The sequence below is a fragment of the Streptomyces sp. NPDC041135 genome (assembly GCF_055592085.1).
In genome coordinates this window covers 185,578-209,799 of the sequence record NZ_JBVIYZ010000010.1, presented here as the reverse complement: position 1 = coordinate 209,799, position 24,222 = coordinate 185,578, and the positions used below count along the sequence as shown (strand labels likewise).

At 75.2% G+C, this 24,222-nt stretch carries 21 protein-coding genes; 5 read left to right on the top strand and 16 right to left on the bottom strand.

Translation table 11 applies throughout. The features are described from left to right. Positions 1 to 31: 31 nt before the first annotated feature. The 9 genes from ACZ6CZ_RS23675 to infC form a co-directional block, all read right to left on the bottom strand. Positions 32 to 1,372, bottom strand: coding sequence for a transcriptional regulator (locus ACZ6CZ_RS23675; RefSeq protein WP_469024490.1), 1,341 nt, complete (start codon positions 1,370 to 1,372; stop codon positions 32 to 34). Positions 1,373 to 1,571: 199 nt separating this feature from the next. Beyond that, positions 1,572 to 2,687, bottom strand: coding sequence for a PP2C family protein-serine/threonine phosphatase (locus tag ACZ6CZ_RS23670; protein WP_469024487.1), 1,116 nt, complete (start codon positions 2,685 to 2,687; stop codon positions 1,572 to 1,574). A gap of 245 nt (positions 2,688 to 2,932) precedes the next feature. Next, positions 2,933 to 5,449 carry a phenylalanine--tRNA ligase subunit beta gene (gene pheT / locus ACZ6CZ_RS23665; protein WP_469024485.1) on the bottom strand — a complete coding sequence of 839 codons (2,517 nt, stop codon included), beginning with the start codon at positions 5,447 to 5,449 and terminating at the stop codon, positions 2,933 to 2,935. Then, positions 5,449 to 6,570: a phenylalanine--tRNA ligase subunit alpha gene (gene pheS, locus ACZ6CZ_RS23660; protein WP_469024483.1), complete on the bottom strand. Its 1,122-nt coding sequence runs from the start codon at positions 6,568 to 6,570 to the stop codon at positions 5,449 to 5,451. Before pheS ends, pheT begins: the two co-directional genes overlap by 1 nt. 167 nt (positions 6,571 to 6,737) lie before the next feature. After that, on the bottom strand, positions 6,738 to 7,916 hold the full coding sequence (locus ACZ6CZ_RS23655) for a sensor histidine kinase (RefSeq protein ID WP_469024480.1): 1,179 nt from the start codon (positions 7,914 to 7,916) through the stop codon (positions 6,738 to 6,740). A gap of 50 nt (positions 7,917 to 7,966) precedes the next feature. Then, positions 7,967 to 8,830 (bottom strand): TrmH family RNA methyltransferase, encoded by an 864-nt coding sequence (locus ACZ6CZ_RS23650; RefSeq protein ID WP_469024477.1) that lies wholly within the window; start codon positions 8,828 to 8,830, stop codon positions 7,967 to 7,969. Between the two features lie 170 nt (positions 8,831 to 9,000). Further along, the gene (gene rplT / locus ACZ6CZ_RS23645) at positions 9,001 to 9,384 is read right to left on the bottom strand and encodes a 50S ribosomal protein L20 (RefSeq protein ID WP_020938960.1); all 384 of its coding nucleotides are present in this window, start codon (positions 9,382 to 9,384) and stop codon (positions 9,001 to 9,003) included. Between the two features lie 100 nt (positions 9,385 to 9,484). Further along, positions 9,485 to 9,679: a 50S ribosomal protein L35 gene (gene rpmI / locus ACZ6CZ_RS23640; protein ID WP_003977225.1), complete on the bottom strand. Its 195-nt coding sequence runs from the start codon at positions 9,677 to 9,679 to the stop codon at positions 9,485 to 9,487. A 111-nt stretch (positions 9,680 to 9,790) separates the two neighbouring features. After that, positions 9,791 to 10,501 (bottom strand): translation initiation factor IF-3, encoded by a 711-nt coding sequence (gene infC / locus ACZ6CZ_RS23635; RefSeq protein WP_469024474.1) that lies wholly within the window; start codon positions 10,499 to 10,501, stop codon positions 9,791 to 9,793. Positions 10,502 to 10,860: 359 nt separating this feature from the next. On the opposite strand from infC, the gene ACZ6CZ_RS23630 reads away from it, so the two are divergent. Beyond that, entirely contained in the window at positions 10,861 to 11,229 is a 369-nt protein-coding gene (locus ACZ6CZ_RS23630) for a DUF1844 domain-containing protein (RefSeq protein ID WP_469024471.1), read from the top strand. 36 nt (positions 11,230 to 11,265) lie between these two features. Here ACZ6CZ_RS23630 and ACZ6CZ_RS23625 read toward each other — a convergent pair whose 3' ends face one another. Beyond that, a complete protein-coding gene (locus ACZ6CZ_RS23625; RefSeq protein WP_469024468.1) occupies positions 11,266 to 11,997 on the bottom strand; it encodes an SseB family protein in 732 nt (243 codons plus the stop codon). A gap of 149 nt (positions 11,998 to 12,146) precedes the next feature. Here ACZ6CZ_RS23625 and ACZ6CZ_RS23620 point away from each other — a divergent pair, with 149 nt between their 5' ends. After that, the gene (locus ACZ6CZ_RS23620) at positions 12,147 to 13,145 is read left to right on the top strand and encodes a serine hydrolase (protein ID WP_469024466.1); all 999 of its coding nucleotides are present in this window, start codon (positions 12,147 to 12,149) and stop codon (positions 13,143 to 13,145) included. A gap of 34 nt (positions 13,146 to 13,179) precedes the next feature. Here ACZ6CZ_RS23620 and mycP read toward each other — a convergent pair whose 3' ends face one another. After that, on the bottom strand, positions 13,180 to 14,352 hold the full coding sequence (mycP, locus tag ACZ6CZ_RS23615) for a type VII secretion-associated serine protease mycosin (RefSeq protein ID WP_469024463.1): 1,173 nt from the start codon (positions 14,350 to 14,352) through the stop codon (positions 13,180 to 13,182). Then, positions 14,349 to 15,767, bottom strand: a complete 1,419-nt coding sequence (locus ACZ6CZ_RS23610; RefSeq protein ID WP_469024461.1) for a hypothetical protein — start codon at positions 15,765 to 15,767, stop codon at positions 14,349 to 14,351. The genes mycP and ACZ6CZ_RS23610 overlap by 4 nt, the downstream gene beginning before the upstream one ends. A 271-nt stretch (positions 15,768 to 16,038) precedes the next feature. Here ACZ6CZ_RS23610 and ACZ6CZ_RS23605 point away from each other — a divergent pair, with 271 nt between their 5' ends. Continuing rightward, positions 16,039 to 17,241: an amino acid deaminase/aldolase gene (locus tag ACZ6CZ_RS23605; protein ID WP_469024459.1), complete on the top strand. Its 1,203-nt coding sequence runs from the start codon at positions 16,039 to 16,041 to the stop codon at positions 17,239 to 17,241. Between the two features lie 57 nt (positions 17,242 to 17,298). On the opposite strand, the gene ACZ6CZ_RS23600 is transcribed toward ACZ6CZ_RS23605, so the two are convergent. From ACZ6CZ_RS23600 to ACZ6CZ_RS23585, 4 genes are read right to left on the bottom strand one after another with little or no spacing between them, the layout of a single operon-like run. Further along, entirely contained in the window at positions 17,299 to 18,534 is a 1,236-nt protein-coding gene (locus ACZ6CZ_RS23600; protein ID WP_469024456.1) for an HAD family hydrolase, read from the bottom strand. Positions 18,535 to 18,559: 25 nt separating this feature from the next. Further along, positions 18,560 to 19,351: a 3-oxoacyl-ACP reductase gene (locus ACZ6CZ_RS23595; protein WP_469024454.1), complete on the bottom strand. Its 792-nt coding sequence runs from the start codon at positions 19,349 to 19,351 to the stop codon at positions 18,560 to 18,562. Beyond that, the gene (locus ACZ6CZ_RS23590; RefSeq protein ID WP_469024452.1) at positions 19,348 to 20,721 is read right to left on the bottom strand and encodes an aldehyde dehydrogenase family protein; all 1,374 of its coding nucleotides are present in this window, start codon (positions 20,719 to 20,721) and stop codon (positions 19,348 to 19,350) included. Before ACZ6CZ_RS23590 ends, ACZ6CZ_RS23595 begins: the two co-directional genes overlap by 4 nt. Positions 20,722 to 20,729: 8 nt before the next feature. Next, the gene (locus ACZ6CZ_RS23585) at positions 20,730 to 22,100 is read right to left on the bottom strand and encodes a glutamine synthetase family protein (protein ID WP_469024450.1); all 1,371 of its coding nucleotides are present in this window, start codon (positions 22,098 to 22,100) and stop codon (positions 20,730 to 20,732) included. An 87-nt stretch (positions 22,101 to 22,187) separates the two neighbouring features. Between ACZ6CZ_RS23585 and ACZ6CZ_RS23580 the strand changes: the two genes are divergently transcribed. Next, positions 22,188 to 22,949: a FadR/GntR family transcriptional regulator gene (locus ACZ6CZ_RS23580; protein ID WP_469024447.1), complete on the top strand. Its 762-nt coding sequence runs from the start codon at positions 22,188 to 22,190 to the stop codon at positions 22,947 to 22,949. A 106-nt stretch (positions 22,950 to 23,055) separates the two neighbouring features. Continuing rightward, complete coding sequence (locus tag ACZ6CZ_RS23575; protein ID WP_469024444.1) at positions 23,056 to 23,790, top strand: gamma-glutamyl-gamma-aminobutyrate hydrolase family protein; 735 nt, start codon at positions 23,056 to 23,058, stop codon at positions 23,788 to 23,790. Positions 23,791 to 24,222: the final 432 nt, after the last annotated feature.

The following is a 24,222-nucleotide window of genomic DNA, read 5'->3' as shown; positions in this document are numbered from 1 at the left end:
GGCTCCCCCGGCCTACCGGCCCCGTCCGCGGCTACAGCGGTACCCGCAGCGCCCCGTCGATCAGTTCGGCGGCCTCCGAGGTCCCGGCCGAGCCGCTGCGCACCAGGTGCTCGCGCACCGCGCGCAGCCGGTCGCGCAGGCGCTGCGACTCCATCCCGCGGGCCTGCTCGGCCATCTCCACGGCGGTGGCCACCGCCCGGTCGGCGTTGCCCCGGCGCAGCTCGATCGTGCTGAGCATGGCGAGCCGGTGCACCCGGCCCCGGTCGTGGGCGGGGTTGTCGACCGCGGCCGCCGCGTGCTCCCGGGCCGCCGCGAGTTCGCCGAGGCTCAGCAGCGCCTCGGCCACCTGGACGTTGACCAGGCCCGGTTGGACGTAGCCCGTCTCGTCGGGTTCGTGACCGCGCCGGATGCGTCCGGCGGCCGTCTCGGCGCGCCGGATGCAGGACAGGGCGCTGCTGCCGTCGCCGAGGTGGGCGTAGGCCTTGGCCTGCATCGCGTACAGGTCGGAGGCGAGGGCGGGGGTGATGTGCCGGCCGGCGGTGCGCAGGGCGGCCTCGGCGAAGGCCACCGCCTGCCGGTACTCCCGCATGAACAGCGCCTGGTTGACCAGGAGCGCGATGACATAGGCGCCCAGGCCCCGGTCGCCGCTGGCCTTCGCCAGCCGCAGGGCCTGGTGGAAGTAGCGCTGGGCGAGGCCGTGCGCGTCGGAGTCGTAGGCGCAGATGCCCGCGATGGCCACCAGTCCCCCGGTGGCGCGGTGCAGTTGGCGGCCGGTGGCGTCGGTGTAGCTGCCGCGCAGCAGCGGGGCCGCCTCGGCGTTGAGGAAGCCGACGATGCGGGTGCGGGTCGCCATGCCGCCCGCCTTGCGGTACATCTGCTCGTAGTGGGCGCGGGCGGCGCGCAGCATCCCTATGTCACCGGCGGTGACCCGGTGGCGGCCACCGCGGGAGACGTCGACGTCCTCGGGCGGGTTCTCCCACTCCCACACCGGCATCACGGCGGGTGTGCCGGTGACGGCGGGGGCGCCGAGGACGTGCGGGCGCTGCTGCTCGTCGCAGCGCCACAGGGCGGTGGCCCGTTCCACGAAGCCGGACAGGGAGGTGCCGTGCGGCGCGGCCGGCTCCCCCGGCACGCCGAGGCCGATGTCGTCCAGCGTCACCGGCCGGTGCAACCGGGCGGCGAGCACCTCGCAGATCAGGTCGGGGACCTGGCCGCGGGGCCGCTGGCCCTTCAGCCACCGGGCCACGGCGGTGTGTTCGTAGCGCAGGGCGAGACCGCGGGACCGGCCCGCCTGGTTGACGTGGGCGGCGAGACCGGCGTGCGAGATGCCCGCCTCGTCCAGGATCGCGTCGAGCAGAGTGTTGGGCTGCATGGGATTGCCCCCCGGTGGCCTGGTGCGGTCAGCGTAGTGCGTCCCGTTTCACACGGGGTGTGAACGGAGTGCCCGCATCCGCACTGTGCGCGCGCTGTCGCGCTGCGTGTCCGGCCGGTTGACTGAAATGCCTCGCAAGAGGCCGGCCGGGCCGCCTGCTCCCCCTCACACAGTGCGGTGGCCCGGCCGTCGGGTTCCGTCAACGGCCGGTGGTGGGCTGCGGGTCGTGGGCGGCGGGCCGGGTGGCGGGGCGGGTCGCGGCGGTGTGCCGCTGTCCGCGTTCGTTGCGCAGGACGAGCAGGGCGATGTCGTCGGTCGGGGCGCCGCGGGTGTGCTGGAGCAGGGCGGTGAAGACCGTGCCGAGCACCGCCTGGGGACCGGCCGCCGGACGGCGTACGGCCTCGCGCAGCACCGCGGCCAGCGGGAAGAAGCGGCCGCGGTGGTCCCGGACGTCCTCGGCGCCGTCCGTGAACAGGATCAGGGACGCGTCGGGGAGCAGCGGGCCGCAGCCCAGGACCGCCGGCTCGGGCGGCAGCGGGAACGGCCCCAGCGGAGGCAGCGGTTCGGCGTGCGACAGCGGCTCCAGGCGGTGGCCGCTGACCAGGTACGGCCAGGGGTGACCGCAGTTGAGGGCGCGGATCTCGCCGTCGTGGGTGATCTCCAGCAGCAGGACGGTGACGAACTCCTCGGCCACCGGGTGGTCCGGCTCCTGGGCGCCGGTCGCGGGGTGCTCGGCGCGGGCCCGCTCGCGCAGGTGCCGGGCGAGGGCGCGGTCCAGCCGGTGCAGCACGCCGCCGAGCCCGGGTTCGTCGTGGGCGGCCTCGCGGAAGCAGCCGAGGACGGCGGCGACGGTGCCGAGGGCGGCGAGCCCGTGGCCGCGCACGTCGCCCATCACGACGCGGACGCCGTGCTCGGTGGCGACGGCCTCGTACAGGTCGCCGCCGATGGCCGCGCCGCGGTCGGCGGAGAGCTGGGCGGCGGCCACGTGCAGTCCGTCGAGGCGGGGCGGCAGCGGTCGCAGGACGACGCTCTGGGCGGCGCCGGCGACCCGGCGGGCCTGGTGCAGCTCACGCAGCAGGGTGCGCCGGACGTGGGCTATCAGGCCGGTGCCGACGGCGAAGAAGACGGCGCTGGTGACGATCCGGGCGCCGAGGCCGTTCTGCTGGGCGAGCGGGCAGCCGAGCTTGTAGCCGACGGCCGCCGCGCCCCACGCCGTGGGCAGGCCCAGGGCGGTCAGTGCGCGGCGGCGCGGGTGGCGGCCGGGCTGGTGTGCGGTGTTCCGCCGGGTAGGTGCCCGTGCCTTGATGCGGATCATGCCGATGGCCCCCAAGTAGGCCCTGAGCGAGCGGACGGACCGACCTCGAAAGGCCGGTCCGATTCTGTCGACGGCATGCCCCGATCGGGCGGATCACCGGACCTTTTACACCCGATCGAGTGAGCTGGATCAAGAGTGTCCGCATATATGCAGGCGGGGGCGGGTGTGAGGCGGCCCGGAAAGCCGCCGGCCGGCCACGGAGGACCCGTGGCCGGCCGGACAGCCGTACTCTCCGTGCTGCGCCGCTAGCCGCGCAGCACGGCTCCCGTGCGCTCGCCCGCCAGCGCGACGGCCGCGTCCCGGGCCGCCGACGCCTCGTCGACGGTCAGGGTCCGGTCGGCCGCGCGGAAGCGCAGCGCGTACGCCAGGGACTTCTTGTCCGTGCCCAGCTGCTCGGCGTTCTCGTACACGTCGAACAGCCGGATCGCCTCCAGCAGCGGGCCCGCGCCGGTGCGCAGCGCCGCCTCCACCTCGGCGTGCGGCACGGACCTGTCGACCACCAGGGCGACGTCCTGCGTGGCGACCGGGAACGCGGAGATGCGCGGCGCCCGCACGGCGCCGCCCCCGGCCCGCTCCAGCAGGTCCAGGTCCAGCTCCATCGCGGCGGTGCGGTCGGGCAGGCCCAGCGCCTTGACCACGCGCGGGTGCAGCTCACCGGCGTGGCCGGCGATCCGCTCGGTGCCGTCGACGGTGACCGTCAGCTCGGCGCACCGGCCGGGGTGCCACGGCCCGTACCGGCCGGCGCGCACGCCCAGTTCGGCGCCGGCCTCCCGGGCCACCGTGCGGGCGGCCTCGACCGCGTCGGCCCAGTCGGCCGGACGGCCCCGGCCCCACCAGCCGGCCTGCTCACGGGCGCCGGCCAGGACGGCGGCGACGTGGCGCGGCTGCTCGGGCAGCGCGGCGTCCAGCTCCGCGATCTCCGCGTCCGTCGGGCGCCGGTCGACCGGCAGCGGGGCGGCGGTGCGCTGCTCCTGCCCCGGCAGGAAGACCAGGCCGGTCTCGAACAGGGCCAGCTCGTGCGCGCCGCGGCCGTCGTTGCGGCGCAGCGCGCCCAGCAGGCCCGGCAGCAGCGACGTACGGAGGGCGGGCTCCTCGTCGTTGAGCGGGTTGACCAGCCGGACGACACGGCGGGCCGGGTCGTCGGCGGCCAGGCCGAGCTGGTCGAAGACCTGCTCGCTGACGAACGGGTAGTTCGGCGCCTCCACGTAGCCGGCGCCCGCCAGGGCCCGGCCGACCCGGCGGTGCAGCCGCTGGCGGTGCGTCAGGCCGCGGCCCGAGGGTGCCTTGGGCAGCGTGGAGGGCAGGTTCTCGTAGCCCTCCAGCCGGATGACCTCCTCGGCCAGGTCGTTGGCCTCGCCTAGGTCGGGACGCCAGGAGGGCACGGTGACGATCAGCTCGTCCTGCCCGTACACGTCGCAGCCGACCTCCTGGAGGCGGCGTACGACGCTCTCGCGGCCGTACTCGACGCCGGCGACCTTGTCGGGGTGGTCGGCGGGCATGGCGATGGTGTGCGGCGCGGACGGGGCGATGACCTCGGTGACCCCGGCCTCGGCGGTGCCGCCCGCGAGCAGCACCAGCAGGTCGACGGCGCGCTGGGCGGCGGCGGGGGCGGCCTGCGGGTCGACGCCGCGCTCGAAGCGCCGGGACGCCTCGGAGGACAGCTTGTGCCGGCGGGCGGTACGCGCGACGGCGACCTGGTCGAAGTGGGCGGCCTCGATCACCACGTCGGTGGTCGCGGCTCCCTCGGGGTCCTCGTGGTCGGCGATCTCCGTGTCGGCGCCGCCCATGACGCCGGCCAGCCCGATGGGGCCGCGGTCGTCGGTGATCACCAGGTCCTCGGCGTGCAGGGTGCGGGTGACCCCGTCGAGGGTGGCGATCTTCTCGCCCTCCTCGGCCCGGCGGACCCCGATGGTGCCCCGGACCAGCGCGCGGTCGTAGGCGTGCAGCGGCTGGCCCAGCTCCATCATCACGTAGTTGGTGACGTCGACGGCCAGCGAGATCGGGCGCATGCCGACCTTCTGGAGCCGGCGCCGCAGCCAGATCGGGGAGCGCGCCTCGGGGCTGAGACCGGTCACCGTGCGGGCGGTGAAGCGGTCGCAGCCGGCCGGGTCGGCGACCCGCACCGGGTGGCCGAAGGCGTTCGGGGCCGGTACGTCGATCAGCGCCGGGTCGCGCAGCGGCAGGCCGTAGGCGATGGCGGTCTCGCGGGCGACGCCGCGGATCGACAGGCAGTCGCCGCGGTTGGCGGTGACGGCGATGTCGAGGACCTCGTCGACCAGTTCGAGCAGCTCGACGGCGTCCCTGCCGACCTCGGTCTCCGGCGGCAGCACGATGATGCCGTGGGTACCGTCGTCGCCCATGCCCAGCTCGTCGCTGGAGCAGATCATGCCGTGCGAGGTCCTGCCGTACGTCTTGCGCGCGGAGATCGAGAAGCCGCCCGGGAGGGTCGCGCCGGGCAGCACCACGACGACCTTGTCACCGACCGCGAAGTTGCGGGCGCCGCAGACGATCTCCTGGGGCTCGCCGCTGCCGTTGGCTCGGCCGACGTCGACGGTGCAGAAGCGGATCGGCTTCTTGAAGCCCTCCAGCTCCTCGATGCTCAGCACCTGCCCGACGACCAGCGGCCCCTTGAGGTCGGCGCCGAGCTGCTCGACGGTCTCCACCTCGAGTCCGGCGGACACGAGCTTGGCCTGGACGTCGCGGCCGGTCTCGGTGGCCGGCAGGTCGACGTACTCCCGCAGCCAGGAAAGCGGGACCCGCATCAGATCTCCATCCCGAACGGCCGGGTGAACCGGACGTCACCCTCGACCATGTCTCGCATGTCTTCGACGTTGTGGCGGAACATCAGCATCCGCTCGATGCCGAACCCGAAGGCGAATCCGCTGTACTTCTCCGGGTCGACACCGCAGGCGGTCAGCACCTTGGGGTTGACCATGCCGCAGCCGCCCAGCTCGATCCAGCCCTCGCTGGAGCAGGTGCGGCAGGGGCGGTCGGGGTTGCCGACGGACTCGCCCTTGCAGACGTAGCAGACCATGTCCATCTCGGCGGACGGCTCGGTGAAGGGGAAGAAGTTCGGGCGCAGCCGGGTCTTCATGCCCTCGCCGAACAGGGACTGGACCATGTGGTCCAGGGTGCCCTTGAGGTCGGCCATGGTCAGGCCCTCGTCCACGGCGAGCAGCTCGACCTGGTGGAAGACGGGCGTGTGGGTGGCGTCGAGTTCGTCCGTGCGGTAGACGCGTCCGGGGCAGATCACGTAGACCGGCAGCTCGCGCTCCAGCAGGGAGCGGATCTGCACGGGCGAGGTGTGGGTGCGCAGGACGACGCCGGACTCGGTGCCGCCCTCCGGGCCCTGCACGAAGAACGTGTCGGCCTCGCCGCGCGCGGGGTGGTCGGGGCCGATGTTGAGCGCGTCGAAGTTGAACCACTCGGCCTCGACCTGGGGGCCCTCGGCGACCTCGTAGCCCATGGCCACGAAGACGTCCTCGATGCGCTCCGAGAGCGTGGTCAGCGGGTGGCGGGCGCCGGGCGCGACGCGGTCGTAGGGCAGCGTGACGTCCACCGCCTCCTCGACCAGCACCCGGGCGTCGCGCTCGGCCTCCAGCTCGGCCTGGCGGGCGGCGAGGGCCTTGTTGACGGCGCCCCGGGCCATGCCGACGCGCTTGCCCGCGTCCGCCTTGGCGTGCGGGGGCAGGGCGCCGATCTCGCGGTTGGCGAGGGACAGCGGGGAGGTGCCGCCGGTGTGGGCGACCTTGGCCTCCTGGAGCGCGTCGAGGGAGTCCGCGGCGGCGAAGGCGGCGAGCGCCTCCTCGCGCATGCGCTCGATCTCTTCCGGTTTCAAGGCCTCGACCTCTACCGGGTCGTACGACTTATTCGGTGCCGACATCTCTTCCCGTGCTTCCGATTGTCCCCCAGCTACCGCTGGGAGGTGCCCCCGAGCTGATGGTCCCCGTCACCGACTCGCACAGAGAGCGGAGGGCCGTCCATGGGACACAAAGGTGCCAAAGGCCGAGTCTAACGGGGTGGAGATTGGTGTCTGCGCCCGCGGGCCGCTCAGGTCAGGTACGCCGGAGTGCTCACGGGCAACGTAAATCGGAACCTGGCGCCGCCGCCGGGGGCGCGGCCGACCGTGATGGTGCCGCCGTGGGCCTCGACGATGCCCTTGACGATGTACAGCCCGAGGCCGGTGCCCCCGCGCTTGCTGCCCCGCCAGAAGCGGGTGAAGACACGGTTCATGGACTCCTCCGGGATGCCGGGGCCCTCGTCGCTCACCGTGACCGACGTGCCGGTGTCCTCCCCTTCCCGGGGGGACGCGGCGGGCGTGATGTCGATGGTGACGGTTCCCTCGCCGTGCCGCACCGCATTTTCGATCAGGTTGCTCAGCACCTGGTCGACCTTGTCGGGGTCGGCCCACAGGGCGGGCAGCGGCTGCTCCAGGCGCAGCAGGAAGCGGTCGGCGGGCAGCCCGGCGGCGACGTAGGCCTGGATGTGCCGGCCGACGGCGGCGCCGATGTCGACGGGCTGGCGGCGCACCTCCAGCCGTCCGGAGTCGATGCGGGAGATGTCCAGCAGCTCGGCGATGAGGCGGGTGACCCGGTCGGCGTCGGCGTCGACGGTCTCCAGCATCAGCCGCTTCTGGTCGTCGGTGAACCGCTCCCACTTGGCCAGCAGGGTCGCGGTGAAGCCCTTGACGGAGGTGAGCGGGGAGCGCAGCTCGTGGGCGACGGTGGCGATCAGCTCGGCGTGGCTGCGTTCGGTGCGGCGGCGGGCCTCGGTGTCGCGCAGCGAGACGACGACGCGCCGGACCGGTCCGGTGGGCTCGGCGCGCACGTAGCGGGCGGAGACGAGGACTTCCCGGCCGCCGGGCAGCAGCAGGTTGCGCTCGGGCTGCCGCACCCGGATGGCGAGCCCGCCGTACGGGTCGGTCAGCTGCCACCAGCGGCGCCCCTCCAGGTCCTCCAGGGGCAGGGCCCGCTCCAGGCCGCGGCCGAGGGCGTCGGCGGCGCGCAGGGCTGTGATGCGTTCGGCGGCGGCGTTGAAGCAGACGACGCGGCCGTTCTCGTCGGCGACGACCAGGCCGTCGGGCAGGTCGTCGGGGTCGATGCCGGAGGCGGTGGCGGGGTCGATGCCGGGGTCGTCGGCGGGGGCGGTGCCGGGGCCGTCGTGGCGGGGCGCGGGTGTGCGGGGCGTGTCCCGCCCGTCCGGCGCCGTGCTCGTGCCGACCACACTCATCCCCGTACCCCACCTCTCAGCCGGCGCAGGGCCCCGAGCTGGTCACCTTACTAGCTCTTAGTGACCGGACGGCACCCTCCGGAGCCGCGCTGTGCGCGGGCCGACGCGTACAGACATACGGCGGCGGCGGTGGCGAGGTTCAGGCTCTCGGCCCGGCCGTGGAGCGGGACGCGGACGACGGCGTCGGCGAGGGCGCGGGTCTCCTCCGGCAGGCCCCAGGCCTCGTTGCCGAAGACCCAGGCGGTGGGGCCGCCCATGGTGCCCTTGTCCAGTTCCTCGTCGAGGTCGCGGTCGCCGGCGCCGTCGGCGGCGACGATGCGCACCCCGGCCTGCTTCAGCCCCCGCACGGCCTGCTCGACGGGGACGCCGACGGCCACGGGCAGGTGGAAGTGGGAGCCGACGGAGGCGCGTACGGCCTTGGGGTTGTACAGGTCGACGGAGGCGTCGGTGAGGATCACGGCCTCGGCGCCGGCGGCGTCGGCGCAGCGCAGCACGGTGCCGGCGTTGCCGGGGTCGCGGACGTGGGCGAGCACGGCGACGAGCCGGGGCCGCGCGGCCATGATCTCCTCGAACGGGGTGTCCAGGAACCGGCAGACCCCGACCAGTCCCTGCGGGGTGACGGTGGTGGAGATCTCCGCGATGACCTCTTCGGAGGCGAGGTGCGCCCGGGCGCCCGCCTCGCGGGCCGCGGCGACGATGTCGGCGTAGCGCTCCGCGGCCTCGGGGGTGGCGAACAGCTCGACGAGCGTCGCGGTCCCGTCCGTGCCCCGGTGCCCGGCGGCCTCCCGCACGGCCTGCGGCCCCTCGGCGAGGAACAGCCGGTCCTTGCCCCGGAAGTTCCGCTTGGCGAGCCGCCGCGCGGCGGCGACCCGCGCGGACCGGGGCGAGATCAGCTCAGGAGAGACGGGAGACATCCTCACACTTTCGGTGACTCGTGGCACCCTGCGGGGGCGCGGGGAACTGCGCGACCGGGCGGGGCGGCCGGCGGCCGGACGACGGCCGCCCGCCGCCCCGCCCAACGACAGGACCCGCAAGCCGTGAAGCCTGCGGGTCCCGAATCACATCGGCTGGAGCCGGCGCAGCGTCACGCGGCCTTCGGCGCGTTGACGTCCGACGGCAGCGCCTTCTGCGCGACCTCGACGAGCGCCGCGAAGGCGTTCGCGTCGTTGACGGCCAGCTCGGCCAGGATCTTGCGGTCGACCTCGACGTTCGCGGCCTTCAGACCCTGGATGAAGCGGTTGTACGTGATGCCGTTGGCGCGGGCAGCGGCGTTGATGCGCTGGATCCACAGCTGACGGAAGTCGCCCTTGCGCTTCTTGCGGTCGTTGTAGTTGTAGACCAGCGAGTGGGTGACCTGCTCCTTGGCCTTGCGGTACAGGCGCGAACGCTGACCGCGGTAGCCGGAGGCCGCCTCGAGGATCGCCCGGCGCTTCTTGTGGGCGTTGACTGCCCGCTTGACGCGTGCCACTTGTTAACTCCTTGTAGCGGGGCCGCGGTGGGACTCACGCGGCCCGGTATCGAATGGGTCCCGGTCTCGACGTACGGCGCTCAGTGACGGCGCCGTGACGTCACTTGCCGAGAAGCTTCTTGATCTTCGCGGCGTCGCCCGGGGCCATCTCGGCGTTGCCGGTGAGGCGACGCGTCACACGGGACGACTTGTGCTCGAGCAGGTGGCGCTTGCCGGCGCGCTCGCGGAGCACCTTGCCGGAGCCGGTGATCTTGAAGCGCTTGCTGGCACCGCTGTGCGACTTGTTCTTCGGCATAGCGCCGTTCTCTCCTCGTCGGTGGCGCTCCGGTGCCCGGTCACGAAAACCGGGCACGTGAAGCGTCGCTCTTGTTTCGGTTACATCCTCGGGGACTCGCGTCCCCCGGGATCACGCCTCGGCGGAAGCCTCGGCCGGAGCCTCGGCCGATTCCTCGGCGACCTCGGCGTCGTGGTCACCCTCGGCGCCCTCGGACTCCGCGGCGTTCTGCGACTTGCCGGGGTTGGCCTTCGCGTCGGCCTTGCGGGCTTCCTGCGCCTGGCGGGCCTCGGCCATCGCCTCGGTCTTCTTCTTGTGCGGACCGAGAACCATGATCATGTTCCGGCCGTCCTGCTTCGGGTTCGACTCGACGAAACCGAGGTCCTGGACGTCCTCCGCGAGCCGCTGCAGCAGCCGGTAGCCCAGCTCGGGCCGGGACTGCTCGCGACCACGGAACATGATCGTGATCTTGACCTTGTCGCCCTGCTTGAGGAACCGGACGACGTGACCCTTCTTGGTGTCATAGTCGTGCGGGTCGATCTTCGGCCGGAGCTTCATCTCCTTGATGACCGTGTGCGCCTGGTTCTTGCGCGCCTCACGGGCCTTCATGGCCGACTCGTACTTGAACTTCCCGTAGTCCATGAGCTTGCACACGGGCGGACGGGCGTTCGCCGCGACCTCGACCAGGTCCAGGTCGTACTCCTGCGCAAGCTCCAGTGCCTTGGCCAGGGGGACGATGCCCACCTGCTCGCCACTGGGACCGACAAGTCGCACCTCGGGAACGCGAATCCGGTCGTTGATGCGGGGCTCGGCGCTGATGGATCCTCCTCGGTAGCACCACACGGCGGTCTGGCGGACAGCCGCGTAACGTCATGTGGTTCGGTGATGACCTAACCGCACCGAGGCACAAAAAATGCCCCGGACGATCACAGACGGGGCTCCAATGACACCGGAGCACCGCCGCGTGGCCGCGGGGCGCGCGTTCGGGCGACTCCATCGTCCGTACGGAACGATGGGGGCCGCCTGACCGGGTGACCCGCCGTCCCGGAGGACGGTCAGGTGGGAGATCGGAGCCTCCACTTGTGGGCCGGACGCCAGGACAGGGTCTTGACGCACTCGGCCGGTCGTCACACAAGGTTAGCAGCAACGGTGGGGATGGGCTAATCCGAGGGCGCGGGGCCGCAGCGCTTATCGTGTGGGGCATGAGTGAGACCCCCCCTTCGGCCACGCCCGAGCAGCCCGGCTTCGACGAGATGACCCGCGACATCGCCGAGGTCCCCGCGGTCGAGGTGATCGTGACGGTCGCCGTCAACCTGATGAGCGCGGCCGCCGTGAAGCTCGGACTGAGCGAGGAGGGCGACACGTACAAGGACCTCGACGAGGCCCGCAAGCTGGTCACCGCGCTCGCCGGCCTGCTCGACGCGTCCGCCACCGAGATCAGCTCCTTCCACGCCGCCCCGCTGCGCGACGGCCTGAAGTCACTCCAGCTGGCCTTCCGCGAGGCCTCCCTGGTCCCCGACGAGCCGGGCCAGGGCCCGGGCGAGAAGTACACCGGTCCCGTCTACGGCTAGAGCGTGAAGGGCGGCCCGGACCGGTGGCCGCCCGGCTCATCCGCGTACGTACAGGGGCTCGCCCGGTGGGGTGGTCCCGGCCGGCAGCAGTGCCAGGTCGAGGCCGCGCACCAGGCGGGCCCGCAGCGTCTGGTCGGCGGCCAGCCGCCCGGCGACGGCCCGGGCCGTCTCGGCCGGGGCGGCGGCCGGATCGAGGACCAGCGCGAGGGTGCCGTCCGCCCCGCCGGGGCCGAGGTGGGCGCGGACCACGGCGGGCTCGGCGGCGACGGCGGCCCGCACCGCCTCCACCACGGCCGGGTCGGTGAGCGGATCGGCCGTCGCGCGGCCCTCGGCGAGCGCCAGCAGCGCCGGGCCCGTCAGCTCGAACGGCACCGGACCGGCCAGGTCCAGCACGACCGTGTCGGCCTTCTCGTGCGCGGCCGCCCGCAGCGCCTGGTGCAGGGGTACGGCGACGGGGCGGGCCGCCGGGTCCCAGCGGGCCAGCGAGGCGGTCGACGTGAACGCGGGCAGCGCGGTCCGGGAGCCCGCCTTCAGGGTCGGCACGGCCATGTCGCTGGTCTTCTCGCGGCGCAGCCCGTTCTCGTCGGTCTCCACCTCGCCGAGCACGGCCACCACCGGCACCAGCAGCCGGGCGCCCTTCAGCGCCGCCAGGACCGGGTCCACGGCGGTGCGGTCCGCGGCCCAGGCGGCGAGGGCGGCGCTCAGCCGGGGATCGGCGGAGCCGTCGTCGTCGGAGAAGCCGGGGTCGGGAATGTTCTTGTTCGCCACGGTCACCGACCCTATCGGGGGAGAACCGGTGCGCCCGAGCGCCCCCCGCAACGGGGTGTCACCGCTCTCACCGGAATCTCAGCGTTCCCTGACCCGCCTCTCACTCCCGTCCGAGGGGGCGCACAGTCCGCGCCCCGAGCATCGCGGGCATGGAGTCCTCCCCGGTCCACGGACGCCGTCGCACCCGCCCGTCCCGCTACCGCCGCGCCCTGCTGTGCACCGCCCTGGCCGCCGTCGCGGTCGTCGGCGCCACGGCCGGGGGCACGGTGTACGTGCGGGCCCGGGCGCACTCCGGCGCGGCCACGGCCTCCCCGGGTTCCGCCGCCTCCGCGCCGGCCTCCTCCCCGGCCGCGGCGGGCGGCGCCGAAGCGGCGGAGCCCGCGGCCGCGCCGGCCGTGGACCGGGCCGCGTTGCTGCGGCAGGCGATGGCGGCGGTGGACGTGCCGCCGGGGGCGCGGGTGTCGGCCGCGGTGCTGGACCTGGACTCCGGGCAGCGCGCCGCCTACGGCGACGGGGCCTTCGACACGGCGAGCATCGTCAAGGTCGGCATCCTGGCCGCGCTGCTGCTGCGGGCACAGGACGCGGACCGGCGGCTGACGGCCACCGAGCGGGCGTACGCCACGAAGATGATCGTCAGCAGCGACAACGCCTCGGCGTCCGCGCTGTGGCGGGACATCGGCGGGGCGGACGGGCTCGACGCCGCCGACGAGCGCTTCGGGCTGACCGCCACCACGGGCGGCGCCGGGGCGCTGTGGGGGCTGACCCGGACGACGGCCGCCGACCAGCTCACGCTGTTGCGGCAGGTGTTCGGCGGCGACTCCGAGCTGAGCGCGGCCTCGCGGGCCTACGTGCAGGGGCTGATGCGGCGCGTGCAGGCCGGTCAGCACTGGGGTGTCTCGGCGGCCGCCGACGGCTCGGCCTGGGCGCTGAAGAACGGCTGGCTGCCGCGCAGCGCGACCGGGCTGTGGGACGTCAACAGCATCGGCGAGATCACGGCCGGCGGCACCCGCTACCTGGTCGCCGTGCTGTCGGACGGCACGGCGAGCCAGGCGAAGGGCGTCGCGCTGGTCGAGGCGGCCGCGAAGGCGGCGCTGTCGGCCTTCACCGCACCCGCCGCGTCCTCCGCCCCGGCGGCCGCCGACCGGTAGGGCGGCGCCTGTGCGGCACCGGGCGCGGCGGGTCTCAGCGGCCGTCGGCCCGGCGCGGGGCCCGGGTGCGCCACAGGACGCCGGCCGCGACGAGGAGGACCGCGCCGGTGCCGCCCGCGAGGGGGCCGGTCCAGTCGGCCGGGCCGGTGCCGGAGGCGGCCGCGTCGGGGCCCGGGCCGAAGTAGGCGCGGGAGGAGGCCGCCGGACGCAGGCCGCGCGGCTTCAGGCGGGCGGCGGCGTCGAGCGCGGCGGCCGGGTCGATGAGGCCGAAGCCGCGGGAGTCGTCACGCCCGCCGACCGGGGCGTCCCGGGCGGTGTCCTCCAGCAGTTTCTTGATCTGCGCCGGGGTCAGCTCCGGGTGGGCGGCCTTGATCAGCGCCGCCGAGCCGGAGACGAACGCCGAGGCGGCGCTGGTCCCCCAGCCCTGGTAGTACCTGTGGTCCGGGTCGGCGATGACGACGTCGACGCCGGGCGCGCTGACGGCGGAGTACCAGCGGCGGGTGGAGAAGGCGGCGCGGGTGCCGTAGCTGTCCACGGCGGTGGCGGCGATGACGCCCGGGTAGGCGGCCGGGTAGGAGACGTGGTCGCCCTTGTCGCCGCCGTTGCCCGCGGAGGCCACCACGACGACGCCCTTCTTCAGGGCGTACTGGACGGCCTCGTCCTCGCTGGGTTCGGGGTGCGCGGAGGCGGAGTCGTCGCCGAGGGAGAGGTTGATGACGTCGGCGCCGTGGTCGGCGGCCCAGCGGATGCCCTCGGCGAGGGCGTTGCCGCGCGTGCTGCGGGCCTTGGCGCGGGCGGGGTCGCCGTCCTCCAGGATGACCCGCACGGGGAGGACGCGCGCCTGCGGGGCGACGCCCATGACGCCGTCGGCGTGGCCGGCGCCGTGACCATGGCCGGCGATGATGCCGGCCATGGCCGTGCCGTGCCGGGCCCAGGCGCGGTCGCCCTCCCGGGCGCCGAAGCCGACCATGTCCTTGGCGGGCAGCACGTTCCCGGCGAGGTCGGGGTGGTCGGCCTCCACGCCGGTGTCCAGGACGGCGACGGTGACGCCCTTGCCCTTGGTGGTGCGCCAGGCCTGCTGGAGGTGCAGGGCGGTCAGGCCCCACTGCTGGGCGCGGATGCCGTCGGCGTACGCGGCCGTGGCGGGCAGCACGGCGAAGGCGCCGGCGAGCAGGAGGCTCAGTGCGGAGCCGGCCGTGCGGTTCACGAGGTCGTCTCCCTGGCCGGTGCGACGCTCTGGCGCAGCCGCCGCTCGATACGGTCGGCCAGGCCCTGTGCCTCGTTGCCGAGCCCGGCCTGGGCGGGCGCCGAGCCGGCGCCGGTGGCGGTGGCGTCGGCGGCCGGCTGGGGGTCGTCGACCGTGCGGCCGTCGGCCCAGCCGGAGACCGCGTAGGCGACGACCGGGGCGTCGGTGAGCACGGAGACGGTCCAGGAGGCGCGCTGGCGGTCGCCGAAGCGGGCCGCGGCGGTGTCCGCGGCGGCGTAGGGGCGGGGCATCAGGTCGGCGCGGCGCTCCAGGTGCTCGTCGCGGAAGCGGGTGGCGAGCGCGGCCATGGCGGCGGGGTCGGCGTCGGTGAACAGCAGGCCGACGGTGGTGACGAAGCTCTGGGTGGCGTCGGTGTAGGTGGCGCGCAGCAGCCGCCGGCAGCCGACGGGGGCGAGCGCCTTGCGCAGCAGCGGGTCGAGGGCGGGCGCGCAGGTGCTGTCCGGGGCGACGGCGATCCGGGTCCAGGTGCGGTCGGCGCCGCCGGGTCCGGCGCCGGTGCCCTGGACGGTGGGCGGGAAGAGCCGGTCGACCGGCACGCTGTGCCAGAGGGCGGCGGCCGCGGTGAACCCGCTGCCCGGCCGCCCGTGGTCACCGTTCCCGGTGAGCCAGCTGCCGGTGACGGCTCCGCCGATGAGGCCGAGGCCGAGGACGGCGCAGGCGGCGGCAGCGGCGGTGCGCGTCCGCGCCGGCCCGCCCAGTGGCCTGGCCCGGGAGCGCTCGTCGTAGCCCTCGGGCTCCCCGAAGGAGACCACGGGCCGGGCCGGGGGCGCGCTCCAGGACAGGGCGGGGTCCGGGGGCAGGGCCGGGCCGCCGGGGCGGGCCGGCGCGGCCGGGCTCCAGGCGGCGCCGGTGCCCGTGCCGGTGCCGGGGCGGTGCGGGGGCTCGGGCGGCGCGCCGGCGGGGCGGGTGCGGGCGGGCGCGCCGGGGTCGGCGGGTACCGGGCGCAGCCGTCCGGTCGTCTCCGCGGGGGCGGCCGGGCGCCGGGGCGGCGCGGCCGGGGGGCGGCCGTCCGCGCGGGGTCCGGGCGGTGCGTCGGGGAAGCGGGCGGAGGCGGGCGGTGGCGGCGGGCTCGCGGACTCCCCGGACCGGGGCGGGGCGGTGGCCCGCAGGTCCGGGTGGCGGGGCAGGGTGACGCGGGGCGCGGCCGGGCCGCCCGAGCGGTGCGGGGGGCCGCTGTCCGGGGCGCCGCCGTGGCCGCCGTCGGCCGGTCGCGCGGGCGGGTCGTGCGCCGGGGGCCCTGGGCGTACGGCGCCGGTGTCGTCGCGGGGGGCGTCGGGGCCCGGGGGCGGGGCGGCGGGGCGGGGCGGTTCGGAGGGCCGTGGCGGGACGGGGGCGCGCCGCGCTTCCGTGCTCATGCACCCCCCGTTTCCTCGTGCCCGGGCCGCTTCTCCTGGTAGGCGGGCCGTCGTGGCGGCCGGCCCGGGGCAGGACGTCCTCCCGGGCACTGCATACCCGTACGGCTGAACCGGCATCCCCGCTCAACCGGCGCGGCCGGGATCGTTCCGCCGTACGTGCGCGTCACTCTACGGGTTGTCCGGCGGCGAGCGGGAACCAGTCGCCGACCCCGGGGCATCTGCCCGGATCGTCCCCCTACCCTGCGGTAAGGCTGTCTGGCAGGCTGCGGTCATGACTGCGCGCGCCGCCGACCGGGCCCGTTACGACCGGGCCACCGCCCATCTCGACGCCCCCCTCGCGATCGTGGACCTGGAGGCCTTCGACGCCAACGCGGCCGACCTCGTCCGCCGGTCCGGGGGCAAGCCGGTCCGCGTCGCCAGCAAGTCGGTGCGCTGCCGCGCCCTGCTGGAGCGGGTCCTGGCGAAGGACGGCTTCCACGGGATCATGTCGTACACGCTCGCCGAGTCGCTGTGGCTCGCGCGTTCCGGGTTCGACGACGTGCTGCTGGCCTACCCGTCCGCCGACCGGGCGGGGTTCGCGGAGCTGGCCGCCGACGCCAAGCTCGCCGCCGCCGTCACCGTGATGGTCGACGACCCGGCGCAGCTGGACCTGATCGAGGCCGCCCGCGACGGCGGCCGTGAGGAGGTGCGGGTCTGCCTGGAGCTGGACACCTCGCTCCGGCTCCTCGGCGGGCGGGTGCGGGTGGGGGCGCTGCGCTCGCCGCTGCACTCCCCCGCCCACCTGGCCGACCTGGCGCGGGCGGTGGCCCGGCGGCCCGGCTTCCGGCTGGTGGGGATCATGGCGTACGAGGGGCACATCGCCGGGGTCGGGGACGCTCTCGCCGGGCGGCCGCTGCGCTCGCGGATGATCCGGCTGATGCAGGCCACCGCCCGCCGGGAGCTGGCCGAGCGGCGGGCGGCCGCGGTGCGGGCGGTCCGGGCGGTCGCGCCGGACCTGGAGTTCGTCAACGGCGGCGGCACGGGCAGCGTGCAGCACACCGCGGCCGAGGACGCCGTCACGGAGATCGCGGCCGGCTCGGGGCTGTACGTGCCGCGGCTGTTCGACAACTACACGTCCTTCACCGGGCGCCCGGCCGCCCTGTTCGCCCAGCCCGTCGTGCGGCGGCCGGGTGTCGGGGTCGTCACGGTGCTGGGCGGCGGCTACCCGGCCTCGGGCGCCGCCGGACCCGACCGGCTGCCGGTGCCCTACCTGCCGGAGGGGCTGTCCTACGACCCGCAGGAGGGGCCGGGCGAGGTGCAGACGCCGCTGCTCGGCTCGCCCGCCGACGACCTGCTGATCGGCGACAAGGTCTGGTTCCGGCACGCGAAGGCCGGTGAGCTGTGCGAGCGGTTCATGGCGCTGCACCTGGTCGAGGGGGACACGGTGACGGCGACCGTGCCCACCTACCGCGGCGAGGGCCGTACCTTCCTGTAGTCCCGGTCGTGCCGGCAGGCCCCTGCGGGCCCGTTCCCGGCCCGGGCGGCGGCCGGCTCAGTACACGGTGTCCGCCTGGTCCGGCACGACGGTGCCGTCCGGGCGGCGCAGCGGGCCGCGGGTGCCGTCGGAGGCGGTGCGGGCGGTGCTCGCGCACGGGTAGGGGTCCGCTCGGCGCGGCAGCGGGGCGATGAACATCGGGGTGATCAGCCAGCGCCCGTCGGCGTCGTCGTAGGCCCGGCACATCAGCTCGGGCTTGTTGCGGTTGACGACCAGGTGGGCGCCGGTGGCGTCGCCGACGAAGGTGACGTCGGTGTCGGCGTCGCCCGCCGCGAGCACGGGCCGCAGCCGCCACGGCTGCCGTCGCCAGGCGGCCGCGCCGTGGACGCCGTACACCTCCTGGTTGATCCAGCAGCGCTTGCCGTCGATGTACGGCATGACCGCGCCCGGTCCGGCCGGGACGCCGCCGCAGCCCTCGCTGCGCACGGTGATCCGGCCGCGGTGGTCCAGGACGGGCCGGACGGCGATGGTGTGGGCGGCGTCGATGCCGACGCCGGCGGCCCAGACCTCGGTGACGGGCTGGAAGCCCGCGGAGACGACGTACACCTCGAAGCCGGCCCGTCGCAGGGCGCTGATCAGGGCGCGCTGCGGGCGGTAGGCGCGGACCCAGGCGGGCACGGTGTGCGTGCCGAGGGTGCGCGTGGCGCCGACGGGGGCGGCGAGGGCCTCGCGGCGGGCGGCCCGGGCGTAGGCGGCGACGGCGGCGGGGGTGCGGCCGGCGAAGAGGCGCGGGACCCAGGCGTACTGCGGCAGGGTGCGCCGGTGGTCGTAGCGGCCGCTGAAGGCGGGGGCGCCGCCGGTGGTGGTGCCGCTGTCGCGGATGCGGAGGATCTCGTCCGTGCAGCGCGGCCGGGCGGAGGTGCGCAGGGCGGCGCCCGCGCCGGTGCCGCAGGCGGCGGTGAGGGCGCGGTCGGCGGCCGGAGTCAGCCAGGCGCTGGTGTCGCTCCAGCGGGCGGGGCGCGGGAGCCGGTCGTGGCGCAGGGCCCAGGAGAGGGTGGCGTCGGTGGTGTCGTTGCGGGTGACGGTGTTGTCCCAGTCGAAGGCGGCGACCGGGCGGGGGCCGGGGCGGGCGGCGCAGGTGCCGTGGGCGTCGATCACCCGTTGCAGCCGGGCCCGGTCGGCGGCGCGCCAGCCCCCGTCCAGCCGCGGGCAGCCGGGACGGGTGTGCGCGGCGGGGGGTGCGGCCGCCAGGACGGCGGCCGCGGCCAGGGTCCACGCGAGGAGGTGTCGCATACGCGTGGACCGTACCGGTTCATCCCTACAGGGGCGTGACGTACGCGCCCGAGATACCGCCGTCCACCAGGAAGTCGGTGGCGTTGACGAACGAGGAGTCGTCGCTGGCCAGGAACGCGACGGCGGCGGCGATCTCCTCGGCCTCGGCGAACCGGCCGACCGGGATGTGCACCAGGCGGCGGGCGGCCCGCTCGGGGTCCTTGGCGAACAGCTCCCGCAGCAGCGGGGTGTTGACCGGGCCGGGGCACAGGGCGTTGACACGGATGCCCTCGCGGGCGAACTGCACGCCCAGTTCCCGGGACATGGCGAGCACGCCGCCCTTGGACGCGGTGTAGGAGATCTGGCTCGTCGCGGCGCCCATCCGGGCCACGAAGGACGCCGTGTTGATGATGGAGCCCCGGCCCTGGCGCCGCATGTAGGGGATGGCGGCCTTGCAGCACAGGTAGACGGAGGTGAGGTTGACCTCCTGGACGCGTTTCCAGGCCTCCAGGCCGGTCTCCAGGATGGAGTCGTCGTCGGGCGGCGAGATGCCCGCGTTGTTGAAGGCGACGTCCACGCTGCCGTAGGCGTCGTACGCCGCCTTGAACAGGGCCTCGACCTGCGCGGGGTCGGTGACGTCCACCTTCACGAAGATTCCGCCGGCCTCCTCGGCGGCGGCCGCGCCGCTCGCCTCGTCGACGTCGCCGCAGACGACGTGGGCGCCCTCGGCCGCGAGCCGGCGGGCGGTGGCGAGACCGATGCCGCTGCCGGCTCCGGTGACGACGGCGGTACGGCCGGTCAGGCGGCGGCAGACGGGTGCGTCCGGGGATGCGGTCACTGTGCGGGGCCCTCCGTGCTGATGAAGACGTTCTTGGTCTCGGTGAAGGCGCTCAGGGCGTCGGGGCCCAGTTCCCGGCCGAGGCCGGACTGCTTGTAGCCGCCGAACGGGGTCCAGTAGCGGACGCTGGAGTGGGAGTTGACGGACAGGTTGCCGGCCCGCACGCCCTGGCAGACGCGCAGCGCGCGGCCGATGTCGCGGGTCCAGACGGAGCCGGAGAGGCCGTAGGGGGTGTCGTTGGCGAGGCGGACCGCGTCCTGCTCGTCGCGGAAGGGCAGCAGCACGGCCACCGGGCCGAAGATCTCCTCGCGCGCCGCCCGTGAGTCCGCCCGCTCACCGGTGAGCACGGTCGGCGGGAACCAGAAGCCGGGTCCGCCGGGCGCGCTGCCGCGCAGCGCCGGGGCGTCGTCGGGGACGTAGGACCGTACGCGCTCCAGCTGCCGCCGGGAGATCAGCGGGCCCATGGAGGTCTTCTCGTCGGCCGGGTCGCCCACCACGACGGCGGCCAGCGCGTCGGCGAGCAGCGCGCGGACCTCGTCGTACACCGGCTCCTGGACGAGGACGCGGGTGCGGGCGCAGCAGTCCTGTCCGGCGTTGTCGAGGAAGGAGAAGGGGTCGGCGGCGGCCCGCAGGTCGGCGTCGGCGAAGACGATGCTGGGGCTCTTGCCGCCGAGTTCCAGGGTGACCGGCTTGACCTGCTCGGCGCACAGGGCCATCACCCGCTTCCCGGTCCGGGTGGAGCCGGTGAAAACCACCTTGGCGACCCCGGGGTGCCGCACCAGCGCCTCGCCCGCGATGTCGCCGCGGCCGGGCAGGACCTGGAAGAGGTGCTCGGGGAGCCCGGCCGCCAGGGCCAGTTCGGCCAGGCGGAGCGCGGTCAGCGGGGTGGTCTCGGCGGGCTTGAGGACGACCGCGTTGCCGGCGGCGAGCGCGGGGGCGGTGCCCCAGGCGGCGATCGGCAGGGGGAAGTTCCAGGGCGCGATGACGGCGACGACACCGAGCGGTTCCAGCAGGGTGACGTCCAGGCCGCCGGGCACCGGGATCTGCCGGCCCGCGAGCCGCTCCACTCCCCCGGCCGCGTACTCCAGCAGGTCGCGGACGTTGCCCGCCTCCCAGCGGGCGTTGCCGACGGTGTGCCCGGCCTCGCGGACCTCCAGCCGGGCCAGCTCCTCGAGGTGGTCGTCGACGACGGCGGCGAACCGGCGCAGCAGCCGGGCCCGGTCGGCGGGCGCGAGCGCCGCCCAGCCGAGCTGCGCGCGTGCGGCCCGCAGGACGGCGGCGTCGACGTCGGACTCGAGGGCGCCCTCGACGGTGGCGACGACCTCCTCCGTGGCGGGGTTGAGGACGGTCAGTTCGTACGGCTGGGACACGGCACCCCTCACAGGCGTTCGAAGGAGCGGCGCAGCTCCCAGTCGGTGACCGCGGCGTCGAAGGCCTCCAGTTCGACGCGGGCCATGTTCCGGTAGTGCGCGACCACCTCGTCACCGAAGGCGGCCCGGGCGATCGGGCTGTTCTCCCACAGCTCGGCGGCCTCCCGCAGGGTGGTGGGGACCTGGGCGTAACCGGCGCTGTAGGCGTTGCCGGCGCACGGCTCGGGCAGTTCCAGTTCCTGTTCGACGCCGTACAGCCCGGCGGCGACCAGACCGGCCACCGCCAGGTAGGGGTTGACGTCCCCGCCGGGCAGCCGGTTCTCGAAGCGCAGGGAGCGGCCGTGGCCGACGACGCGCAGGGCGCAGGTGCGGTTGTCGCGGCCCCAGGCGACGGCGGTGGGGGCGAACGAGCCCGGCTGGAACCGCTTGTAGGAGTTGATGTTGGGGGCGTAGAGCAGGCAGAAGTCCCGCAGCGCGGCGAGCTGGCCGGCGAGGAAGTGGCGCATGACCGGCGACATGCCGCCGGGATCCGCGGCGGAGCCCGCCATGGCGTTGGCGCCGTCCGCGTCGGCGAGCGAGAGGTGGATGTGGCAGGAGTTGCCCTCGCGCTCGTTGAACTTGGCCATGAAGGTGAGCGACATGCCCTCCTGGGCGGCGATCTCCTTGGCGCCGGTCTTGTAGACGGCGTGCTGGTCGCAGGTGCGCAGGGCCTCGTCGTAGCGGAAGGCGATCTCGTGCTGGCCGGGGTTGCACTCGCCCTTGGCGGACTCGACGGTGAGGCCGGCGCCCGCCATCTCGTTGCGGATGCGGCGCAGCAGCGGCTCGACGCGGCCGGTCCCGAGGACCGAGTAGTCGACGTTGTACTGGTTGGCCGGGGTCAGACCGCGGTAGTGCGCGTCCCAGGCCTGCTCGTAGGTGTCCCGGAAGACGATGAACTCCAGCTCGGTGCCGACCTGCGCGGTGTGGCCGAGCGCGGCGAGCCGCTCCAGCTGGCGGCGCAGGATCTGCCGGGGGGCGGCGGTGACCGGGGAGCCGTCGTCCCAGGCGAGGTCGGCCAGCAGCATGGCCGTGCCCGCGTTCCAGGGGACCCGGCGCAGGGTGGCGAGGTCGGGGCGCATGGCGAAGTCGCCGTAGCCGCGGTCCCAGGAGGACATCGCGTAGCCGTCGACGGTGTTCATCTCGGTGTCGACGGCGAGCAGGTAGTTGCAGCCCTCGGTGCCGTGGTGCAGGACCTCGTCGAGGAAGAAGCGGGCGGCGAACCGCTTGCCCTGGAGCCGCCCCTGCATGTCGGGGAAGGCCAGGACGACGGTGTCGATCTCACCGCCGGCGACGCGGGCGCGCAGTTCCTCGACGCTCAGCGGGGGTGTGCGGTCTGCCACGGGGGGAGCCTCCTTGCGGCTGCTTCGGCCGGTCGGGAACCATAAGGTATGGCGGGCGACCATTACTTGGGAAGGGGGTGCGGCCGGATGCCGCGGGACACGCGTGCGCCGGGACCCGGCGGCCGGCCGGGCGGGCCGACCGGTGACCGGCTGGCCCCCGTGCTGCGCCCGGTGCGGGCGGGCAACGGCTTCGAGGAGGCGCTGGAACAGGTCCTCCAGGTCGTCCGGCTCGGGCTGGTGCCCGCCGGTGAGCGGCTGCCGGCCGAGCGGGAGCTGGCGCGGCGGCTCGGGATCAGCCGGGTGACGCTGCGCGAGGTGCTGAAGGTGCTCCAGGAGCAGGGTCTGGTGGAGTCGCGGCGCGGGCGCTACGGCGGCACGTTCGTGCTGCCGCGCGCCGGCGCGGGCGGTGAGGGCGAACTGCGGCGCCGGGTCGCCGAGGTGGACATCGAGGACGTGCTCCGCTTCCGTGAGGTGCTGGAGGTGGGCGCGGCGGGCCTGTGCGCCGAGCACGGGCTGACCGGTGAGCGGGCCGCCCGGCTGCGTACGGCGCTCACCCGCACGCACGACGCCCCGCTCGCCGACTACCGGCGCGAGGACACCCTGCTCCACCTCACCCTGGCCGAGCTGTGCGGCTCGCCGACGCTGACCGCCCAGTACGCGGCGGTGCGGGCCGCGGTGAACGACCTGCTCGACTGCATCCCGCTGCTGGTGCGCAACCTGGAGCACTCCCAGCGCCAGCACACGGCCCTGGTGGACGCGGTGCTGGAGGGGGACGCGGACGGGGCGCGGGAGATGATGCGGGAACACTGCGCGGGCACGGCGGCCCTGCTGCGGGGCTTTCTGACGTGAGCGGCTCGCTGTCGGCGCGACCGGGGATCTGTGAAGGTTCTCCAGTGCACCTTTGCGGGGGGGGCGCGGGGATGACGGTGCGGGGCGGGGCGATGGGAGGGGACGCGTGACCGGGCGACGACCGCTGATCGGCGTGAGCACGTATCTGGAGTCCGGGGCGCGCTGGGGCGTCTGGGAGCTGGCGGCGGCGCTGCTGCCCGCCGCGTACCCGCGCATGGTGCAGCGGGCCGGCGGACTGGCCGCGCTGCTGCCGCCGGACGACCCCGGGGCGGCCGCCGCGACCGTGGCCCGCCTCGACGGGCTGGTGATCGCGGGCGGCCCGGACGTCGACCCCGCCCGCTACGGCGCCGAACGCTCACCGCGCACCGGTCCGCCCGCGCCGGAGCGGGACGCCTGGGAACTGGCGCTGATCGAGGCGGCCCTGGCCGCGCGGGTGCCGCTGCTGGGCGTCTGCCGGGGCATGCAGCTGCTGAACGTCGCCCTGGGCGGCACCCTCGTCCAGCACCTGGACGGGCACGCGGAGGCGGTCGGCGTCTTCGGCGGCCACCCGGTCACGCCCGTCCCCGGCACGCTGTACGCCGCCGCGGTCCCGGAGGAGGCGACCGTGCCGACCTACCACCACCAGGCGGTGGACCGGCTCGGCGACGGCCTCCTGCCCTCGGCCCACGCGGCGGACGGCACCGTGGAGGCCATCGAACTGCCGCCCCCGCACTGGGCGCTGGGCGTGCAGTGGCACCCGGAGATGGGCGAGGACCCGCGGGTGATGCGGGCGCTGATCGCCGCGGCGTCCACGGAACCGGCTCCCGCGCTCCGGTGCGCTCCGGTGCCGGACGCCCACTGAGCCTCCGCACCGGTGCGGATAAGCCTCCGCATCGGTGCGGAGGCGGTGCACGCCGGGCGCCTCGGGCGGGCGCGGGTCGGACCGGGTGACCGGGGCGGCCGGGCGGGCTGACACGGGAGTCCGCTTCCGAGCCCGTGCGGTGCGGCGGGGCGCCGGTCAGGCAGGGGGGCCGGGGCGGGCGCGGATCAGGCCGGGTTGCCGGGAGGGGCGCGGGTCGGGCCTCCTGGCTGGGGCGGGCGCGGGTCGGGCTGGGTCGCTGGGGCGGGCACGCGTCAGGTCGGATGGCCGGGACGGGCGCGGATCAGCCCCCTGGCTGGGGCAGGCACGTGTCAGGCCGGGTCGCTGCGGCGGGTGCGGGTCAGGCCTGTGGCCGGAACGCGCGCCGGCCGGGGCGGATGGCCAGGACGGCAGCGGGTCAGGCCCCCTGCCCGG

What these genes read in the sequence shown, in the direction of transcription:
- ACZ6CZ_RS23675 (WP_469024490.1), bottom strand. Translation starts at nt 1,372, where the DNA reads ATGCAGCCCAACACTCTGCTCGACGCGATCCTGGACGAGGCGGGCATC.
- ACZ6CZ_RS23670 (WP_469024487.1), bottom strand. Translation starts at nt 2,687, where the DNA reads ATGATCCGCATCAAGGCACGGGCACCTACCCGGCGGAACACCGCACAC.
- pheT (WP_469024485.1), bottom strand. Translation starts at nt 5,449, where the DNA reads ATGCGGGTCCCGCTTTCCTGGCTGCGGGAGTACGTCGACCTGCCGGCC.
- pheS (WP_469024483.1), bottom strand. Translation starts at nt 6,570, where the DNA reads ATGTCGGCACCGAATAAGTCGTACGACCCGGTAGAGGTCGAGGCCTTG.
- ACZ6CZ_RS23655 (WP_469024480.1), bottom strand. Translation starts at nt 7,916, where the DNA reads ATGAGTGTGGTCGGCACGAGCACGGCGCCGGACGGGCGGGACACGCCC.
- ACZ6CZ_RS23650 (WP_469024477.1), bottom strand. Translation starts at nt 8,830, where the DNA reads ATGTCTCCCGTCTCTCCTGAGCTGATCTCGCCCCGGTCCGCGCGGGTC.
- rpmI (WP_003977225.1), bottom strand. Translation starts at nt 9,679, where the DNA reads ATGCCGAAGAACAAGTCGCACAGCGGTGCCAGCAAGCGCTTCAAGATC.
- ACZ6CZ_RS23630 (WP_469024471.1), top strand. Translation starts at nt 10,861, where the DNA reads ATGAGTGAGACCCCCCCTTCGGCCACGCCCGAGCAGCCCGGCTTCGAC.
- ACZ6CZ_RS23620 (WP_469024466.1), top strand. Translation starts at nt 12,147, where the DNA reads ATGGAGTCCTCCCCGGTCCACGGACGCCGTCGCACCCGCCCGTCCCGC.
- ACZ6CZ_RS23610 (WP_469024461.1), bottom strand. Translation starts at nt 15,767, where the DNA reads ATGAGCACGGAAGCGCGGCGCGCCCCCGTCCCGCCACGGCCCTCCGAA.
- ACZ6CZ_RS23605 (WP_469024459.1), top strand. Translation starts at nt 16,039, where the DNA reads ATGACTGCGCGCGCCGCCGACCGGGCCCGTTACGACCGGGCCACCGCC.
- ACZ6CZ_RS23600 (WP_469024456.1), bottom strand. Translation starts at nt 18,534, where the DNA reads ATGCGACACCTCCTCGCGTGGACCCTGGCCGCGGCCGCCGTCCTGGCG.
- ACZ6CZ_RS23580 (WP_469024447.1), top strand. Translation starts at nt 22,188, where the DNA reads ATGCCGCGGGACACGCGTGCGCCGGGACCCGGCGGCCGGCCGGGCGGG.